The sequence below is a fragment of the Duganella qianjiadongensis genome, from assembly GCF_009857915.1.
GTDB classification, from domain to species: domain Bacteria; phylum Pseudomonadota; class Gammaproteobacteria; order Burkholderiales; family Burkholderiaceae_D; genus Rugamonas; species Rugamonas qianjiadongensis.
The window spans coordinates 45,164-63,673 of the sequence record NZ_WWCM01000021.1; the positions used below are offsets into that span (position 1 = coordinate 45,164).

Annotated in this window: 11 protein-coding genes and 1 tRNA gene; 6 read left to right on the plus strand and 6 right to left on the minus strand. The window is 61.3% G+C overall.

Features of this window, described 5'->3' with window-relative positions; all coding sequences use genetic code 11:
* The first annotated feature begins 32 nt into the window (after nt 1-32).
* Both GTP27_RS20765 and GTP27_RS20770 read left to right on the plus strand, forming a co-directional pair.
* On the plus strand, nt 33-1,184 hold the full coding sequence (locus tag GTP27_RS20765) for a TIGR04552 family protein (protein WP_161041014.1): 1,152 nt from the start codon (nt 33-35) through the stop codon (nt 1,182-1,184).
* A gap of 69 nt (nt 1,185-1,253) precedes the next feature.
* Complete coding sequence (locus tag GTP27_RS20770; RefSeq protein ID WP_161041015.1) at nt 1,254-1,694, plus strand: hypothetical protein; 441 nt, start codon at nt 1,254-1,256, stop codon at nt 1,692-1,694.
* A gap of 57 nt (nt 1,695-1,751) precedes the next feature.
* Here the strand turns inward: GTP27_RS20770 and GTP27_RS24090 are convergent, their stop codons facing one another.
* From GTP27_RS24090 to GTP27_RS20795, 5 genes are all read right to left on the minus strand, one after another.
* Nucleotides 1,752-4,913, minus strand: coding sequence for a S8 family serine peptidase (locus GTP27_RS24090; RefSeq protein WP_161041016.1), 3,162 nt, complete (start codon nt 4,911-4,913; stop codon nt 1,752-1,754).
* Between the two features lie 18 nt (nt 4,914-4,931).
* On the minus strand, nt 4,932-5,702 hold the full coding sequence (locus GTP27_RS23680; protein ID WP_202416970.1) for an NF038120 family PEP-CTERM protein: 771 nt from the start codon (nt 5,700-5,702) through the stop codon (nt 4,932-4,934).
* 421 nt (nt 5,703-6,123) lie between these two features.
* On the minus strand, nt 6,124-8,763 hold the full coding sequence (gene pepN / locus GTP27_RS20785) for an aminopeptidase N (protein ID WP_161041017.1): 2,640 nt from the start codon (nt 8,761-8,763) through the stop codon (nt 6,124-6,126).
* Nucleotides 8,764-8,839: 76 nt separating this feature from the next.
* The gene (locus tag GTP27_RS20790) at nt 8,840-10,897 is read right to left on the minus strand and encodes a S9 family peptidase (protein WP_161041018.1); all 2,058 of its coding nucleotides are present in this window, start codon (nt 10,895-10,897) and stop codon (nt 8,840-8,842) included.
* 130 nt (nt 10,898-11,027) lie between these two features.
* Nucleotides 11,028-11,852: a type 2 periplasmic-binding domain-containing protein gene (locus GTP27_RS20795; RefSeq protein ID WP_161041019.1), complete on the minus strand. Its 825-nt coding sequence runs from the start codon at nt 11,850-11,852 to the stop codon at nt 11,028-11,030.
* Between the two features lie 340 nt (nt 11,853-12,192).
* On the opposite strand from GTP27_RS20795, the gene GTP27_RS20800 reads away from it, so the two are divergent.
* The 3 genes from GTP27_RS20800 (at nt 12,193) to GTP27_RS20810 (ending at nt 16,627) form a co-directional block, all read left to right on the plus strand.
* On the plus strand, nt 12,193-12,762 hold the full coding sequence (locus GTP27_RS20800; protein ID WP_161041020.1) for a hemerythrin domain-containing protein: 570 nt from the start codon (nt 12,193-12,195) through the stop codon (nt 12,760-12,762).
* A 179-nt stretch (nt 12,763-12,941) separates the two neighbouring features.
* The gene (locus GTP27_RS20805; RefSeq protein ID WP_161041021.1) at nt 12,942-15,302 is read left to right on the plus strand and encodes a S9 family peptidase; all 2,361 of its coding nucleotides are present in this window, start codon (nt 12,942-12,944) and stop codon (nt 15,300-15,302) included.
* Between the two features lie 8 nt (nt 15,303-15,310).
* Nucleotides 15,311-16,627: an alpha-amylase family glycosyl hydrolase gene (locus GTP27_RS20810; protein ID WP_161041022.1), complete on the plus strand. Its 1,317-nt coding sequence runs from the start codon at nt 15,311-15,313 to the stop codon at nt 16,625-16,627.
* 60 nt (nt 16,628-16,687) lie between these two features.
* On the opposite strand, the gene GTP27_RS20815 is transcribed toward GTP27_RS20810, so the two are convergent.
* Nucleotides 16,688-18,088 (minus strand): M20/M25/M40 family metallo-hydrolase, encoded by a 1,401-nt coding sequence (locus tag GTP27_RS20815; protein WP_161041023.1) that lies wholly within the window; start codon nt 18,086-18,088, stop codon nt 16,688-16,690.
* Between the two features lie 121 nt (nt 18,089-18,209).
* On the opposite strand from GTP27_RS20815, the gene GTP27_RS20820 reads away from it, so the two are divergent.
* Nucleotides 18,210-18,285 (plus strand) — tRNA-Phe (locus GTP27_RS20820).
* Nucleotides 18,286-18,510 lie beyond the last annotated feature (225 nt).

Consider the following 18,510-nt stretch of genomic DNA (forward strand, 5'->3'; position numbering starts at 1 on the left):
ATACTGGTTTATCGCAGTCCGCCATCGCCGCTATGCCGACCCTGACCCCCACCCTGAAAAGCACGGGCAAGTTCTCGCTCAACTGGAGCTATCTGAACGCCATCGCCAACGGGGTGTCCGCCATCGATCTGGGCGCGCTGGCGTTGCGCAATCTCCACGATGCGCGCCAGTTCGTGCGCGAATACGGTTTCGATCTGGACCAGCCAGCTGCCCCCCGGCTGATCCGGCAGGCCCATGCCGAAGCAGTGGAATTCATCTGCCAGACCTTTCTCACGCCGGAGCAGGCGCTGCTGATTCCCGCCGAGGTGCGTGCGCCCGGCGATCCGCTGCAGCTGCTGGTGTATGCCTCGCTGCGCGGCCAGCAGGTCGATCTGCGCCGCATGTGGGCCTGCGCCGTGCTGAAAGTCATGCACGGCATTTTCTACATCGATAACAATCTCAAGCTGCGCCACTTCCACGCCATCCGCAGCCAGGTCTTCGGCTCGCTCGACGAAGTGATCCGCAGCGACGGCGAGCGCTACTTCCTGACCGATGGCGAAATCTGCCTGCCGCTGCTGCACTACGACCGCAAAAACAACAAGGGCCGCAACAGCATCCTGCTCAAGCTACTGCAGAAAGCCGCCTATCTGGCCGCCGACATCTTCGATCATCTGGGCGTGCGGCTGGTGTTTGCCACCCGCTTCGAATGCCTGCTGGCGTTGCGCGCCCTGCAGCGCTCGCACCTGCTGTCGGTCACCAACGTCGATGCGGGGCGCACCCGCAACACCCTGCTCGATCTCGATGCCGCCAAGCTGATCTTCAATAAATACCGCAGCCGCATTGCAGCCAGCGACGGCTACCCTAGCGAACTGCTGCGCCAGATGGATGCCGAGCTGGCCGAACAGGCCCAGCCCCTGACCCGCTGCGATAATCCCCATACCGGCAGCGGCTACAACAGCGTGCAGGTCACGGTGCGCAAGATGATCCATGTGCAGCAGCTCGACGCGGCGCCGGAACAGGATTACGACGTGGGCTTTTTCTTCGAGTACGAAATCCAACTGATGGATGCCGACAGCTACCAGCGCAGCCTGACCGGCCCGGCCAGCCACGACGCCTACAAAAAGCGGCAGGTCGATACGGCACGCACGCGCGTATTCGGACGCGAGCTGCTGCGCAGCATCGCCGCGCATACGCCGCACAGCTGACGCCGGCCGCCAGCGTACCCGATACAACTCGCGCTTGCCAGTCCTGGCAATTGGCCGCATGATAAGCCCATGAAAACCCGCCCTCCTCCTTTGCGCCGTCTGGTCTGGCTGGCCCTGCCCGCGCTGCTGGCTATGGCCAGCGCCTGCCATAGCCTGCCGGATGCGGCAGCGCCGCCCGCTACCACCGCCGAACTGTGGCAACAGCTACAGGCTGAAAGCCAGCGCAGCGGCTGCCAGCACGACCAGCAGTGCCACAGCCTAGGTGTGGGCAGCAAGGCCTGCGGCGGGCCGGAACGCTATCTGCCCTGGTCGGACGACCAGCGCCACGATCAGCGCCTGCAGCAGCTGGCTGCCGCCTATGCAACGGCGCGCAGTGCCGACGACCAGCGCCAGCAACTGATGTCCAACTGCGCACTGGTGCCTGATCCCGGCGCCCAGTGCCGCGCCGGACGCTGCGTGCTGCGCCCGCCCGCCACCGGCCCCGCCAGCAGCACGCCGGCCGGACGCTAGAACAAAAAAAAACCCGCGCACTGCGAGGTGCGCGGGCTTCTTACTGCTGACGGACGCTTAGTCGGCCAGTACCGGTTTGGCGCGCGAGTTGTTAAACAGCGGCAGCGGGTCGGTGGTATCGACATCAACCACGGTAGTGCCCTGCTTGACACCACCGAGCACATAGTTGACCACGCCGACATGACGCTTGCCTACCGGCAGACCGGACCAGCTCATGGCCACCGTAGCCGTACCGCCGATAGTGGCTGCACCCGGCGTGAGCACCTTGAAGTTGCCACCGGTCGAGCTTGGTTGTACCAGCCAGCTGGACAGGGTGTAGGTCTCGTTGCCGCCCGCCGGTGCATAACCGATCACGCAGACTTTGTAATCGCCCGCGGTCGGCGCCAGCAGCTGCACACGCTCGTTCGAGGTATCGCCACCACTGCTGGCCACCGCCGTCGTACCACGCACCACCAGCAGGTCCAGATCGGAATTGCCTTTGCCCAGAGTATCGCTATCGAACAGGGCAAAGCGTGCCAGCAGAGTACCGGCAGGGATGGTCACATTGTGCGCCACCACACCGGTACCGCCACCAGCCGCACAGGCCGCCGTCAGTGCCGCCGAAGCCGTATTGGTCGCTTTGGCGATGCTGCGGGTATCCTGGCTGGCTGCCAGCAGACCACCTTTGACGGTGCCCATGGTGCCGGCAAAACCGGTACCCACGGTCAGGATCTTGCTGCCCGAAGTCGCTTCGCTGTACACCGCCGATGGCGCAGCCAGTGCACTGCCGCGCACGGTCACCGGGCTACGCACGGTGTGCACGCCGTCGCTCCACACCAGACGGCCATAGGCCCAGGTATCGATCGGTGCGGTGGTACGGGTGATCTTGACCGTAAAGCTGGCTTTCTCGCCCGGTGCCAGGGTCAGCGCCGCTGGCTGGACATCGACCGTGTAGCCCGGCACCGCAGCCACTGCATTGTAGGTAGCGCGGCTGCTGCCCACGTTAGTAACAGTACGGGTCAGCGTCATCGAGCCGAGGATGTTACCGGCCGTCAGCGAGGCCAGATTCAGGTTTTGCGGAGCAATCGCCCCACCGGCAACAGTACATTGCGCAGCCGAATACACCTGACCCTGACCGCACAGGAAGCGGGTGTAGTCGTTAGGAACGATGTCATAGATCAGACCGGGATCTGCCGCCGAGGTCGGCGCGATATGGCCAGCACCCTGTGCCCATGGCAGCGTGCCGGTGTTCTTCGCCGTCGCGTCCCAGGCCACGCCCGTGGTCAGGCCATCGGTGTAGGTATCGAACGCGGTGGTCATCAGTGCCGACTTGATGGCCGCAGGCGACCAGTCCGGGTGACGCTGCTTGAGCAGTGCGGCGATACCGGCCACGTGCGGCGAAGCCATCGAGGTACCCGTGTAGAAGGCCCATTCGACTTTCGGTGCCACACCACCGGCAGCAACGGCATTGCGCTGGTCCTTGCTCAGGTCCGCCGTCACGGCAGCCAGAATGTCGGTGCCCGGCGCCGTCAGGTCCGGCTTCAGGATGTTGGCGTTTGCCACGTTCGGACCGCGCGACGACGAACCGTTCATGATCGGTGCTTTCACCGTTGCATCTAGCGCTGCATGCAGATTGCCCAGCGCAGCCGTGGCGGCGGCCGGATTGGCGGCCACATAGTTTTTCAGCGTGGTAGCGCTGGCATAATCGATGTGCACGGTCGAGACGGTGTGCGCCTGATTCAGGATGGTGGTGGCGCCACCGGCTACGTTACCGATCACCACGCCCACTGCACCTGCCGTTTTGGCATTCGCGCTCTTGTTCACCAGCACGTTGTTACCGCGGTCGCAGACCAGAATCTTACCGCTTACTTTGGCAGGATCGAGCAGTGCAGGTTGCGTGTCGGCAGCGCCGAAGCACTGCGCCAGTGCGACGCTGGCGGGATCGACGCCTGCCAGACCGGCATCCTTCGCCAGTATCAGCGGTGCCGAGGCAGTATTGGCGTTGCCCGAAGCGCCAGACAGCGCAACACCATTGCCGAGGATGGCATCGCCCAGATAGATACGGTTATGGGTCGAGTTACCTACCGTGGTCAGCCATGGGCTGATGTGGGCCACCGGCGCGGGTGCGGTCGAAGTCGGTCCGGAGTTACCGGCCGAAGCGGCCACGAACACACCCGCTGCGGCTGCGCCGAGGAAGGCCTGTTCGGTCGCTTCGTTGAAAGCACCGCCGCCGCTGCTAGGGCCGATCGAGAAGTTGATGACGTTGACGCCGTCTTTTACCGCCTGATTGATGGCGGCGACGCTGTTGGCGGTAGCGCAACCATTCTTGGCGGTGGCAGCGTCGGTCCAGCAGACTTTATAGGCAGCGATACGGGCACGCGGCGCCATGCCGGTGATCTTGCCCAGATTCAGGCCATTCTGCGTCACCGTCACGCCAGCGTTACCGCCTGCGGTACTGGCCGTGTGGTCGCCGTGGCCGCCCGAACCTTCGGCACCGCCGACGGAATCACGCGCCGAGTTGAACTCGGTCCAGTGCAGGCTCTGGCTGGCCGATTTGAAGTAGCGCGCGCCGATCAGCTTGTTGTTGCAGTTGTTGGTGCCGAAGCCTTCGCCCGTATCGCAGGCGCCCTTCCAGCCTGCTGGCGGCGCATCGTAGACGCGGGTGCTGCCGTTGTGGCTGGGGCTGCCGCTTTCATCGACGCGGTCGGCGAAGCTGGTGTGCTCAGGCCAGATACCGCCATCGACGATACCGATGATCATGTTCTCGCCGGACGAGCCCTGTCCGCCCAGCTGCTGCCACAGACCACCGGCCTTATCCAGACCGAGGAAACTCGGCGTGTAGCTGGTATCGAGCTGCATGATGGAGTCGGCCGTAATGGCCGCCACGCCCGGATTGTTTTTCAGTGCACGCACTTCATCGTCAGTCAGCAGCGCGGCAAAACCGTTAAAGACCACATCGTATTTGTGGGTGACTTCGGCAGCACTGACGCTGCTGATCACCGCCTGCTGCTTCTGTTCCAGATAGCTGATGTAAGCCTGCACATCGGAGGCATCCACATTCAGACGCTGGCCGCTGACGGGCATGGTGGCAGCCAGACCGGCGATCTGGCCGGTGTAGGTGGCAACCGGCTTATCCACCAGTTGCACGATGTAGGAACGGCGTTCTTCGTCAGCGTGCGCCGAGCTGGTCAGTGCCGACAGCACCAGCAGTACCGCCGAAGTAATTGGACGTAATTTCATGGAATAAATTCTTTCAGCTCAAGCGTTGTGGGATGCGCGACGGCGACGGGCCAGCAGACCGATGGCGGCCAGGCCGAGGCCCATCATGGCGTAGGTTTGCGGTTCCGGTACGGCAGCCACTTCGATATTGTCGATGCCGAACTGGGCCTGGTTTTTGCCCTGGCTGCAACCATTGGCGCTGTCATACACGCACGAACTGAATACCACGCTGCTGTAGGCCGCATTGCCGAACTGGCTGTCCAGCGTAGCGTGCAGGAAAGGCGAAGCACTGCTGTTATCGAGCGCACCGAACTCCAGTTCGGCATACACCGTACCGCCACCGACTTTTTCCGCCGTGATGGTCAGCTTGCCTGGCAGCAGACCAGCCGGCTGGCCGGCGAGCGGCGAAATGAAACCGAAATCCACGGCGCTCAGACGGAAGCCGCGCACATCGCTGCCCGTCATCTTGACAGAGCCATCATTGAGACCCGCATAGTAGCTGGTGCTATTGCCACTCGGGCATACCGCATTGCTGCAGACAAAAGGATCGTTGCCATTCAACACAGCACCGGCTAGACCGGTGCCGGAAACCGACAGCGGATTATCGAACACGTGGAACGTGTAGCCGCTGCTGGTAAAGCTTTCGCCGCCGCCAAAAATAGGGAAATCGGGAAGCGGGCCGTCAAAGGTGATGACATCGGCCATGGCTGGCGCAGCGCTCGCCAGAGCCATAGCGCCCAGCACGGATATGCCGAGCTGCTTCAGTCGGCGTGCGACCGGAGCCTGCTGCAATTGGGTAGATTTGTTCATTGGTCTGCCTTGTGGGAAAGGGATATCGAGGGCCCGACCGGTCGATACACCGACTTGAGCCTGTGGTCACTTTATTAAAAGTGCCAACCAATATAACAAACACTCAACATTTCAATAATGAAATGATACTGAATAATAATTAGAAAATAATTGAAAATGCAGAATAAAAACTTGACATCACTATGGCAGCCATGTCATAAAGCTGTCACAAAAACAACTTAAAATGAATGAATTTACGTTGTGTATCTGCAAAAATAAAATTTTCAGCAAAATTTATAAAATGTCTAAATTGAGACATTTTTCCGTATCGTCGCTCTCTGGCGATTAAATATCATCCAGCAAGCGTCTATTCCGGCGAAACTTCAGGAATAAAAAAAAGCCAGCCTTGCGGCTGGCTTTTGCTCAGTCAGAAGCTCAACAATTAAAATTTGGTGAGCTTTTTCTTTATGGCAACGCAACGCTGGTCTTCCTGATGTGCTACGAGCAAGGAACGCAAGGTCCCGGCGGACAGGGTTTTCGTTTCATCGAGCACAGCCTGCAGACGTGCCACACTGGCCGGAGTGCAAGCGCTAGGCAGCAGCGTGTTGGCGTAAGTGCGCATGAATACGGGGCCGGCACTCTGGTCCACCTGTGCCAGCTGGGCCAGACGCTGGGCAGCCGTCTGCTCCGCCAGTGCGCGCTGCTCGGCCGGATACAGGTTTTCCATCGCCTTGCGCACCTTGGAGAACGGCAGCTTGGTCTGCAGATCGTGTATCTTGCCCAGCCATTCCGTTTTCACTGCCGCATCAGGCTGCACTGCCGTCGCCGCCACCGCTGCCAGCTGGCCGGCATCGGACGGATCACGCGCCTGTTCGGCTGCCAGCAGCGCTGCGGCGCCCGGATAGGCATAGCGGTTCAGGCGGATGACGATGTCCCAGCGCAGATCCTGCCCCACCGTCAGGCCCGGCACCACCCGTTTGCCGCTGAGGATATCGGCCAGCTGTTCCAGCGCCGCCGGGGTACTGGCCAGACCGAGGAAGGTGCCGAACCAGCGCCGCTGGAAATTGTTATCGCCCTGTGCAGCCACACTGGCCTGATAGGCCATCTGCTCCAGCTGCGGCAGCAGCTGGTCGCGGGAGCTGGCCACCTCCGGCCCCATCTCGTCGAGATAGGCCTTGGCCATACGCAGCTTGCCCGTCACATCGCCCAGCAGGGTGTAGTCTTTCTCGGCGGGTGCATTGGCCAGCACCGTCTTGAGGAAATCATCGAGCGGCAGCTGGGCGGCACGCACGCTGTCCCACAGGCTTTGCCACAGCATGGAGCGCAGCATAGGATCAGCCACTTTGCTCAAGTTAGCCTGCGCCGTGCTGAACGAGCGGGCGTCGAGCTGCACCTGCGCATAACCCCAGTCCTGATAGTTGGGGTAGACCAGATCCGGACAGGCCGCACCTTGCAGCTGCGGCACTGGCGTGGCCGCGCCCTGATAGGTGACCGGCAGATTCTTGCTCAAGGCCAGACCTTGCGGCGTCAGCTTGAACAGGCCGATCTGTACGCGCTGCTCGCGCAGCGTAGGCATGGTGGCGCTCGGCGCACTCTGGCGCAGAGTGAACTGCTTGATCTTGCCACCGGCGCAGCTGAAGTCTGCCGCGATGGTATTCACGCCCGGTTCATACAGCCACTGCTTGGTCCAGCCGCTCAGGTCACGCTTGGCTGCCTCGCCCAGACTGCCGATGAAATCATCGAGTCTGGCGTTCTGGTAGGAGTATTTGACCAGATAGTTATGTACGCCCTGACGGAAGGTTTCTTCACCCAGCAGATGGCGCAACTGCTTGAGCGTGGAAGCGCCCTTGGAATAGGTAATCGCATCGATGTTATCGAACGCATTGGCAGTCGATGGCACCGGCGTTTCGATGGCGTGCGTGGTCACGCGCTGGTCCTGCACATAGGCAGCCTGCTTGCCGCCCGAGTAGAAGCCCTGCCATGCGTTGGAAAATTCGGTCGCTTCGGCCGTGGCCAGCGTGCCCATGAAGGAGGCAAAGCTTTCATTCAGCCACAGGCCATTCCACCACTTCATGGTGACCAGATCGCCGAACCACTGGTGCGCCATTTCGTGCATGATCACACCGGCCAGACTCTGGCGCTGGGCCGCCGTCATTTCGCTCTGGTGCAGGAAGCCGCCTTCGGCAAAGGTCACGGCACCGGCATTTTCCATGGCGCCATAGAGGAAGTCCGGCACCAGCAGCTGGTCATATTTCTCGAACTGGTAAGGCAGGCCGAAGTACTGGTCGAAGAAGGCCAGCCCCTGACGCGTGTATTTGAACCAGTCCTGCGGCGCTACTTGCTTGGCTACCGACTGGCGCGCGAACAAACGCATGGGATATTTCGCGCTGCCGTCTTCCCACACCTTGTAGGGGCCGGCGTGCATGGAGAAATTATAGGTACTCAGGCGCTTGGTGCGGGGGAAAGTCCAGCGCCGCGTGGCACCCAGATCTTCGATACCGCTCTCGCGCTTGGTGGACGACACCACCCAGTCTGCCGGAACGGTAACGGTAATGGCGTAAGTGCCTTTCAGGTCGGGCTGGTCGAACGAGGGGAACATCTGGTGTGCAGCGGCCGGCTCGAAGTGGGTGTAGGTGTAGACCCGCTGGTCGACCGGATCGACCATGCGGTGCAGGCCTTCGCCATTGGTGCTGTGCAGGCGCTCGTAGCTGATGGTGACGGTGTTGCGGCCAGCCACCAGATCGGCTGCAGCGATGGTGACAAACCACTGGTTGTACTGGGTGGTCACGACTTTGCCGTTGACGCTGACGCTATGCACGCTGGCCTTATCGAGATCGATGGTGAGCGGCGCGCTGGCATCGTTCAGGTCGAACTGCAGTGTAGTGCTGCCGCTGAAGCGCTCGGCGCCGGTCAGCGTGAAGTCCAGCGTGTAATCGACATTGGCCACGCGGGCCGAACGGGCCGCAGCATCCTGCTGCGACAGGTAGGCGTTTTCAGCACGGGCAGGCGTTGCGGCCATGGCGGCGCCATGCAACTGGCCCAGCAGCAGCGCAATGCTGGCTGCAATCAGAGTTTTTTTCATGGTATTCCTTGCAAGGGACAACGCCCGCATGGGCGGGCGTTGGATAAGGATGATCGGATAAGCTGAGTGGTTCAGCTTATTTTTTCAGATAAGTATCGAGCCAGTCGATCACCGTGTGATGCCACAGCACCGAGTTGGCCGGCTTGAGCACCCAGTGATTCTCGTCCGGGAACATCAGCAGCTTGCTCGGTATGCCACGGCGCTGCAGCGCCGTAAAGGTGCCTAAGCCCTGTGCGGTGGGGATGCGGAAGTCCAGATCGCCCTGCACCACCAGCATCGGCGTCTTCCAGTTTTTCACTTTCAGCGCCGGATTGAATTTCTCGTGCAGTTCCGGCACCTCGTAGTAAGGGCCGCCGTTTTCCCACTCGGTAAACCAGATTTCTTCCGTCGAGTAAGCCATGCCGCGGGTATCGAACACGCCGTCGTGGTTGACGATGCACTTGAAGCCATCGGACCAGTTGCCGGCGATCCAGTTCATCATGAAGCCGCCATACGAGGCGCCGAGCGCGCAGCTACGCTCGCGGTCCAGCCATGGGAATTTTTCCACCGCAGCGGCCAGACCTTTCTGCAGGTCTTCCAGCGGCTTGCCGCCCCAGTCGCCGCTGATCGAGTCGGTGAACTTCTGGCCATAGCCGGTGGAACCGTGGAAGTCGATGAACACGGTGGCGTAGCCGGCACCGGCATACACCTGCGGGTTCCAGCGATAGCTCCACGAGTTGCCGAAGCTGCCCTGCGGGCCGCCATGCACCAGGAAGGCGACCGGATATTTCTTGCCCGCTTCGGCATTCCATGGCTTCATCACATGACCATACACGGTTTCGCCGTTGGCACCCTTGAAGGAGAACTGCTCGTACTCGCCGAACTTCACCTCGGCCAGCGCCTGCGCGTTCAGCTGGGTCAGTTGCTGGGCCTTGTCAGCCGTGCCGCCCAGTTTGAACTTGTACAGCTGCGCGCCCGAGGACAGGCTGGCTTGCGCCATGACGATGGTGTCGCGTGCCACGTCGAAGCCGCTCACATAGCCATTGCCGCTCAGAGCACTGACCTTGCCGCTGGCCGCGTCGATGGCGAACAGCCGATGCTGGCCGATATCGTCGGCCGTGGCCAGCACGGTTTTGCTGTCCGGAGTCCAGCGGTAATCGGCGATGGAACGGTCCCAGCTATCAGCCACGCTGCGCTTCTTGCCCGTTGCCACATCGATCAGCACCAGGTGGAAACGGTCCGCTTCGAAGGTCGGCTTGTCCATGGCCAGATAGGCCAGCGTGCGGCCATCGGGCGAATAGATCGCCTTGCTGTCCCAGGCCTGATTGTCCGCCGTCAGATTGGCCGGCGTGCCGCCCGCAGCCGGCACCGTGTAGATATCGAAATTGGTCGACCATGCTTCCGTCTGGCCGGCGATACGGGCCGAGAACACCACCGTCTTGCCGTCCGGGCTGAAGTGATATTCGTCGTGGTCGCCGAAAGGCTTGGACGGCACATCGCCATCGAGCGTGCCGGACAGGCTGACCGGCTGGGCGGAAACCTTGCCGCTGGCATCGATAGGCGCCGAGTACAGCACATTGTTGCGGCCATCGGCCCAGGTATCCCAGTGGCGCGCGAACAGGCGGTCATACACTTTGCCGCTGGCCTTGTTCTTGGCCTGTGCGTCGAGGCGCGCTTTGCTGCAGGCCAGATCGGCGCAATCGCGGAACACGGCCAGGCTCAATGCCAGCCGGTCACCCTGCGGCGACAGGCGGAAATTCTCCACATCGAGCGGCAGATCCGTCACGCGCACGGCTTCGCCGCCAGCCAGCGGCAAACGCCATACCTGTTGCGAGCCCGAGCGTGCCGACAGGAAATACACTGCATCGCCATTGGGCGACCATTCCGGGTCCGTGCTGCTGGCTTCGGCCTGGGTCAGACGTACCGGCAAGGCTTTCGGTGCGCGCAGGTCCAGCATCCACAGCTGGGTGTTACCGCGGTTCTTGTCCATATTGGTGGCGCGCACGGTGTACAGCACGCGACTGGCGTCCGGCGACAGCACGGGGCTGCCCACGCGCTCCATCCGCACCAGATCTTCCACGGTAAAGCCGCGCGGCGCAGCCGTGGCACTGGAAGCCGCCAACGCGGTGCCCAGCAGCAACAAAGGTAGTTTCATTCGGTGATCTCCGACATTGTAAGAAAAGGCCGGCTCGTGGCCGGCTGTTCCGCATGATACCAAGAGTGCAGTGCAGCAATCAAAGTGCTGGCAGAATTGTTACTTTGCGATACTTAGACCAGCCTGGCCCTCAGTGCGGGCGTATGGCATAGGCCGCAATCTCGGGCGGATAATAGTGCTGGAACCACTTCCACAGCGTGCCCTTGGCGGCCTGGCGCAGCAGCTGGCGCAGCACTTCGCGGTCGGCCGCGCCCAGCGACTTCTGCGACAGATAGATGCCGCTCTCGGCGGGCGGCAAGCCGTCCAGAGCGGCCACCTGCACCTCGCTGGAAAAATTCGCCAGCGTGGCATCTTCCGAAAGCGAACTCAGGAAAATGATCGGCGCCACCACGGTAAAATCTACCCGCCCGACTTTCATCATGCGGGCCACCATCAGGGGCGCGGCCACATAGGAAAGTCTGTGCTGTGCATCAAGTTTCTCGATCAGGCTGTTGTATTCGTTGCCAAACACATAGCTGCGCACCACAGCACCGCGCCACTCGGGATGCGCTAGCAGATCAGCCACGCTGCTACTGCGTACCGGACTGCGCCTGTTGCTGATCAGCGCCATCCGGAGTTTCATCATCGGCACAAACTCGGCCTGACGGTCGCGCTCCTCGCTGCGCGAGGCGGGCAGCAGCAGATCCGATTCGCCGGAATTGAGGAACATATAGGTGCTGCGCGCACGCGGCACGACAGGAAAGACGAACTCGCAACCATATTGCCGACCCAGCTCGCGCAGGGCGTCGGGAAACGCCCCGCTCACCTGATTATCCTTGACGATCACGCTATAGCCGGTGGGCGCGACAGGCGCCACGATAGGCCGGCTGCAACCGGCGTGCGCCAGCCCGGCAGCCAGCAGCAGGACTGGCAGCATGCCATGCAGGCAGCGTACAGGATGGGCAACGCAGGACAAACAGACTCCGGATTGAACGTGCAGGGGACTATTCTATCGTGATTTCCTGTAGGAATAGATGCGGAAAATATTTTGTATCAATGCTGGCAAAACTGCCACGGCGGCCGCATGCAGGTGCATAATCTACGACTCAGAGCAAACCACTGCGCCAGCTTCTCGCCGGCAAGAGCAACGCAGCAAGGGTACCCGCCGGTAATGTGCTGTCGTATTGCCTCACGACTACTTGTGAACAATTGTAAATCGACGTTGTATGAGTCCGGTACGCCGCTAAGGTAATGGTCTACACCTCGGGCGCGATACCTAACGTGCTGCCGAAGTCTGACGAAATACGGGAATCGCCATGCTCACTGCTACCTATGTCTTGCTGACACTATCGATAGAACAGAAAAAAGAACGCCACTTCATCGCGCGCATGTTGCAATACGTCCAGAACAGCGCGCGCCGCCCGCAGGAAATCGATCCTGTGCATATCCAGAGCCAGTTGCAGGAACTCATCACCTTTGCCGAAACGCGCCACCAGCGCAAGGTGGAAGCCTGTCTGCTGCCCGCCGTGCGCGCAGCCGACGCCAGCAGCGCGGCACTGGTGAAAGATCTGGAAGCACTGAGCCGCATCGGCCGCGCCATGCTCAACGCCGTGCAAAAATGCCTGCGCCGCGCCATGCGCCGCAGCGCCATGCATGGCAAATTCCTCTGCCGCACCATCGATCTGTACTGCCAGAACCTGCTCACCCGGCTCGACAAGGAGGAACAGGAATTGCTGCCGCTGGCGCAGAAGGTCATTTCCAGCGAAGAGTGGTTCGAGATCGGCAGCCAGTTTCTGGCACAGGAAGGCCACGCTGCCGGACCGGACGACTCGCCCGCCGCGCAGCCGCCGGTGGCAGCCTATACCGGCTTCTACTCGCCGGCCTGAACGCCAGCGTGCAAAAATGATCTAAACGATTTACACCATATCGTCCCGCCGCAGCGAAAACATCGCGCGGCAAAGGTAGATGAAACGACAATGTGGATTAGCTAACGCGCTTGGGCTAGAATCCAGACCGTGCCGTGATCCGGCACGCTCCCTGGACCAACCTCACAGCAAAGCTAACGATGCGTTTTGTTCTAACTTTCCTGGCCGCCACAATAAGCGCCACCTCCGCCCCTGCCGCCCCTACCCCGATCACGCTGGAACAGGCCATGGCCCATCCGGACTGGATAGGCAACCCTGTCGAAGCCGCATGGTGGGGCTGGGATAGCCGCCAGATCTACTACAAGCAGAAACGCAGCGCTTCGCCCGTGCGCGACACGTTCAGCATCGATGCCGGCGGCAAGGTGCAAACCGTGGCCGCCTCTGCTCTGGCCAATCTTGATAGCGCTAACCCGATCTACAACCGCGAACATACGCGCGCCATCGTGCTGCGCAACGGCGATCTCTTCGAGCGCGACCTGAAAACGGGCGCGCTGACCCAGATCGTGCGGGGCAGCAGCCCGGCGGCTGCGGCGCAATATTCTGCAGATGGCAAGCACGTGCAATTCCGCGTCGGACAGGACTGGTTCAGCTGGAACCGCAGCGAACGCCTGATGACACCACTGGCCCTGCTGCGCGCGGCCAAAGATCCCGACGCCGCAGCGGAAGCCGATTTCCGCCGCGACCTGCAACTGCGCCTGAGCTCCACCCTGAGCCGCCTGAAAGCAGAACGCGACGCCCTGCGCGAGCAGCGCAATGCCGAGCGCACCGCCGATGCCAGCCGCGCCCCGCTGCCCGTGTATCTGGGCGAGAAGGTCGCGATCGATGCCAGCGCCCTGTCGCCGGACGGGCGCTACCTGCTGGTGATCACCAGCGCCAAGGATGGCGACAAGCGCCGCGTGGGCAAGATGCCGAAATACGTGACCGAATCGGGTTACGAAGAAAGCGACGACGAACGCAAGCGGGTGAGCGAAGCGGGCCCGCTGGAACAGCAGCTCAAGCTGGTGGAACTGGCGACGCGCAAAGTTACCGAGCTGTCGCTCGATGTGCTGCCCGGTATCGCCACCGATCCGCTGGCCGAACTGCGCAGCGCCCAGCATCTGGAGCCGCTCAAGGGCAACCGCAAGGTACGCTTCGAGGCAGGCGAACAAGCTATCCAGTGGAGCGCCGACGGCGCCCGCGTGGCCGTGATGGCGCAGGCCATCGACAACAAGGACCGCTGGATCGCCAGCGTCGATCTGACGACCGCGAAACTGCAGCCGCTGCACCGCCTGAGCGACAGCGCCTGGGTCAACAACCGCTACAACGACTTCGGCTGGCTACCGGACCACAGCACGCTGTGGTACCAGTCGGAAGAAAGCGGCTACGCCCACCTCTATCTGCGTAGCGCCGACGGCACAAGCCGCGCCCTCACCAGCGGCAAATGGGAAGCCAGCAATATCGAATGGAATGCCGACGGCAGCACGGCCTATTTCCTGTGCAACCCCAAGCTGCCGGGCACCTATGAAGTCTGCGCCACCGGCGTGCGCGACCACACCCTGCGCGAGCTGACCTCGGTGGGTGGCGTAGAAGGCTTCAGCCTGTCGCCCGATGGCCGCAAGCTGCTGCTGCGCCACTCCAGCGCCTACAACCCTACCCATCTGGCCACGGTGGCCAGCAGCGGCGGCGCTGTCACCGAACTGAACGACGTGCGCACGCCCGACTACAAGGCGCGTGCATGGATCATGCCGCAGATCGTGGCCGTGCCGTCCACCCATGGCGCCGATCCGGTATGGGCCAAGCTGTATCGCCCCGCCACGCTGGTCGCCGGTAAAAAATATCCTATCGTGATGTTCGTGCACGGCGCCGGCTATCTGCAGAACACCAGCCAGCGCTACCCGGTCTACTTCCGCGAGCAGATGTTCCACAACCTGCTGGTGGAACAAGGCTACATCGTGCTGGACATGGACTACCGCGCTTCGCTAGGTTATGGCCGCAACTGGCGCACGGCGATCTACCGCCAGATGGGCCATCCGGAACTGGAAGACTACATCGATGGTCTGAACTGGCTGGTGGCCAACCATCAGGGCGACGCCAGCAAGGTGGGCATCTATGGTGGCAGCTATGGCGGCTTCATGACCTTCATGGCCCTGCTGCGCGCGCCGGAGCAGTTCAAGGCTGGCGCAGCGCTGCGCCCCGTCACCGACTGGACCACCTACAACCACGAATACACGGCCAACATCCTGAACACGCCGGAGCTCGATCCGCACGCCTACAAGGTCTCCTCGCCCATCGAGTACGCCGAGCAGCTGCAAGGCCATCTGCTGATCGCCCACGGCATGATCGACGATAACGTGTTCTATCAGGATTCGGTGCGGATGGCGCAACGCTTGATCGAACTGAAAAAAGATAACTGGGAGCTGGCGTCGTATCCGCTGGAACGGCACGGCTTCGTACACCCCGAAAGCTGGTACGATGAATACCGGCGCATCTACCAGCTGTTCGAACGCACGCTGAAAAACTAAGGAGACTCATGAAAAAGCTTGCTACCCTGCTGCCGCTGGCGGCCCTGCTACTCGGCCCCGTGCCCGCCATCAGCCATGCCGAAACCAGCACCGTCAAGCATCCGGCCTGGACGCGCAGCGCCAACATCTATCAGGTGAACCTGCGCCAGTTCAGCAAGGAAGGCACGCTCAATGCGTTTGCCAGCAACCTGCCGCGTCTGAAAGCCATGGGCGTGGATGTAATCTGGCTCATGCCCATCCACCCTATCGGTGAGCGTAACCGCAAAGGCACGCTGGGTAGCTACTACGCGGTCAAGGATTACATGGCCGTCAGCCCCGACTACGGGACCACGGAAGACCTGCGCCGCCTGGTCAAACAGGCCCACGCGATGGGCATGAAAGTGATACTGGACTGGGTGGGCAATCACACGTCGTGGGACAACAAATGGGCCACCGAGCATCCGGACTGGTTCAAGAAGAACGACAAGGGCGAAATCTATTCCGTCACCTTCAAGAACGAAGCAGGCGAAATGGAAGAGTGGACCGATGTGATCGGCCTCGATTTCACCAACAAGGCGCTGTGGAAAGGCATGACCGATGCCATGGCCTACTGGGTGCGCACAGCTGACATCGACGGCTTCCGCTGCGACGCCGCCGGTCTGATCCCGACCCCGTTCTGGAATCAGGCGCGCACCGAGCTCAATAAGATCAAGCCCGTGTTCATGCTGGCCGAGTGGAACGAGCCCGATCTGCACGAGCATGCGTTCGATGCCAGCTACGACTGGCCACTGAGCACCCTGATGATCAAGATCGGCAAAGGCGAAGCCAATGCCAGCGACCTGCGCAACTTCCTTGCCAAGCCGCCCAAGGCCTATCCGCGCGACGCCTACCGGCTGGAGTTCACCAGCAACCACGACGTCAACTCCTGGCAGGGCACCGACAAGGAGCTATATGGCCCGGCCTATGGCGCCATGGCAGTGCTCAGCTACACCCTGCCCGGCATACCGATGATTTACAACGGCCAGGAATCGCGGCTGGAAAAACGTCTGGAATTCTTCGAGAAAGACCCGATCGACTGGAAAACCTATGAACTGGAAGGCTTCTACACGGGCCTGAACCAGCTCAAGAAAGCCAATCCGGCGCTGTGGAATGGTGCAGCCGGCGGTGCGCTGCAAATGCTCGACGTGGGCAACGAGCAGCTGTTTGCCTTCAAGCGCGAACAGGGCAAAAACAGCGTGCGGGTAATCGTCAACCTGAGCAACACGGTGCAGAAATACAAGCTGGCCGGTGATGAAGGTCCGGCCCAGCTCAAGCCGTGGCGCTGGCGCATTCTGGTTTCCGAATAAAGCGCAGGCAGCCATCAGAACGGCCCGGCGGGATGCATAGCACCCGCCGGGCCGTTGTTTTTAGTCCGTCGCCAGCCGCTTGCCCAGCCGGTACAGGAACTCCTGCCCGTCGTACAGCGACTTCACGCGGATGTGCTCATTCAGGCCATGGGCACCGCTGCCCTCGGGGCCGGCAAACATGCCGCTCACGCCATAGGTCCAGATTCCGCCGTTATTGAGGAAGCGGCCGTCCGTGCCACCGGTGGACATGGTGGGGATGACCGGCACGCCGGGCCACATCTGCTTGCTGGTTTCTTCGATGGCCTTCATCAGCTCCGGCGTCAGCGGCGGTATCGGTGCCCCCTCGCCTTCGCCGATGCGGGTGATGCGGATCTGCTCATCGGCCACCACGCGCTTCAGGGTCGCTTCTACTTCGGCCACCGTTTCCTGCGGCAGAATGCGGCAGTTGATGTTGGCGCGGGCGCGCTGCGGCTGGGCGTTGTCGGCATGGCCGGCATCCACTTTGGTGGCGATGCAGGTAGTGCGCACGGTGGCGTTGTGTGCAGGGCTAATTGCATACAGGCGCTCCAGTGCAGCCATGTCCGGCGGGTCCTGCAGAATGGCCTTCATATCGGCTGCCACCTGCCCCGTCTCGATGGTGGACATGCGCTCGTAGAAGGCGCGCGTCACGTCGGACAGGCGGAACGGGAAATCGAATTTGCCCAGACGGCTCAGGCCTTCCGACAGACGGTAGATGGCATTGTCGCGGCGCGGCACCGAGCTGTGGCCGCCGGGGTTGGTCACTTCGAACTGGAAGGACTGATAGATTTTTTCGCCAGCCTGTATGCCATGGCGCACCGGCTTGTCGTTCTTGTCCAGCAGGCCGCTGCCGCCTTCGTTGAGGGCGATCTCGGCATCGATCAGGTTGCGGTGATGCTTGAACAGGTATTCGGCACCATCGAATTCGGTCGGCACCATCTCTTCGTCGCAGGTCAGCGCCATGATGATGTCGCGCTTGGGGGCCAGTTTCTCTTTCTTGTAGCGCAGCATATTCGCCACGAAGGAGGCGGCCATGGCCTTGTCGTCGGAAGCGCCGCGGGCATAGAACACGCCGTCTTCTTCGATCAGCTTGAACGGATCGCGCACCCAGTCGGCGCGGTTGGCTTCTACCACGTCGATGTGGGCCAGCAGCAGCAGCGGCTTGCGGCTGCCGTCGCCCTTGAGGCGCGCCACCAGATTGCCTTTTTTAGGGCCGCCGGGCGGAATGATGATCTGCATTTCGCTGTCTTTAAAACCGCCCTGTTTGAGGCGCTTGGCCATTTTCTGCGCCGCCAGCGTGCACGATCCGGCAGAATTGGTGGTGTTGGTTTCCACCAGTTCCTGATAGATTTCGCGCATCTGTGCCTGTACCGGGGTCAGTGCAGCCCCATGCGCCCAGCCTGCTGCCACGCACGCTACCAGCGCGCAGAGTGTCTTTTTCATTGCAGTCCCATCAAGAATTAGCGAAAAAGACAAATTTATACCCCGAAAATATTGCTGTCAATAAAATAGGCACATGCCTCTTGCCAAACCCGGGGGGAGGTCTGCTATAATCTTGCTCCTTGGCCTGGTAGCTCAGTTGGTAGAGCAGAGGATTGAAAATCCTTGTGTCGGTGGTTCGATTCCGCCCCGGGCCACCAAGAATAAAAAGTGAAAACGCCGATCCTTGAAGTCGGCGTTTTTCGTTTTGGCCCAGACTTCCCTACTCTACGGTCTATTTCCTGCCCACGTCAGCCAGAACGGACCTGTCAGGAATTTTGTGTGCCGGGGTCGCGGTTCGTAGTTAATTAATCGCGTTGGTGAAGCGTTCCCCAAACAGAATGGCAAACTGGTTTGCTGCCATCTTCCAAGTTCGCTGCGGCATC

Bases quoted from the DNA above. Each gene is read 5' to 3' on its own strand.
- GTP27_RS20765 (WP_161041014.1), top strand. From the start codon at position 33: ATGCCGACCCTGACCCCCACCCTGAAAAGCACGGGCAAGTTCTCGCTC.
- GTP27_RS20770 (WP_161041015.1), top strand. From the start codon at position 1,254: ATGAAAACCCGCCCTCCTCCTTTGCGCCGTCTGGTCTGGCTGGCCCTG.
- GTP27_RS24090 (WP_161041016.1), bottom strand. From the start codon at position 4,913: ATGAAATTACGTCCAATTACTTCGGCGGTACTGCTGGTGCTGTCGGCA.
- GTP27_RS23680 (WP_202416970.1), bottom strand. From the start codon at position 5,702: ATGAACAAATCTACCCAATTGCAGCAGGCTCCGGTCGCACGCCGACTG.
- pepN (WP_161041017.1), bottom strand. From the start codon at position 8,763: ATGAAAAAAACTCTGATTGCAGCCAGCATTGCGCTGCTGCTGGGCCAG.
- GTP27_RS20790 (WP_161041018.1), bottom strand. From the start codon at position 10,897: ATGAAACTACCTTTGTTGCTGCTGGGCACCGCGTTGGCGGCTTCCAGT.
- GTP27_RS20800 (WP_161041020.1), top strand. From the start codon at position 12,193: ATGCTCACTGCTACCTATGTCTTGCTGACACTATCGATAGAACAGAAA.
- GTP27_RS20805 (WP_161041021.1), top strand. From the start codon at position 12,942: ATGCGTTTTGTTCTAACTTTCCTGGCCGCCACAATAAGCGCCACCTCC.
- GTP27_RS20810 (WP_161041022.1), top strand. From the start codon at position 15,311: ATGAAAAAGCTTGCTACCCTGCTGCCGCTGGCGGCCCTGCTACTCGGC.
- GTP27_RS20815 (WP_161041023.1), bottom strand. From the start codon at position 18,088: ATGAAAAAGACACTCTGCGCGCTGGTAGCGTGCGTGGCAGCAGGCTGG.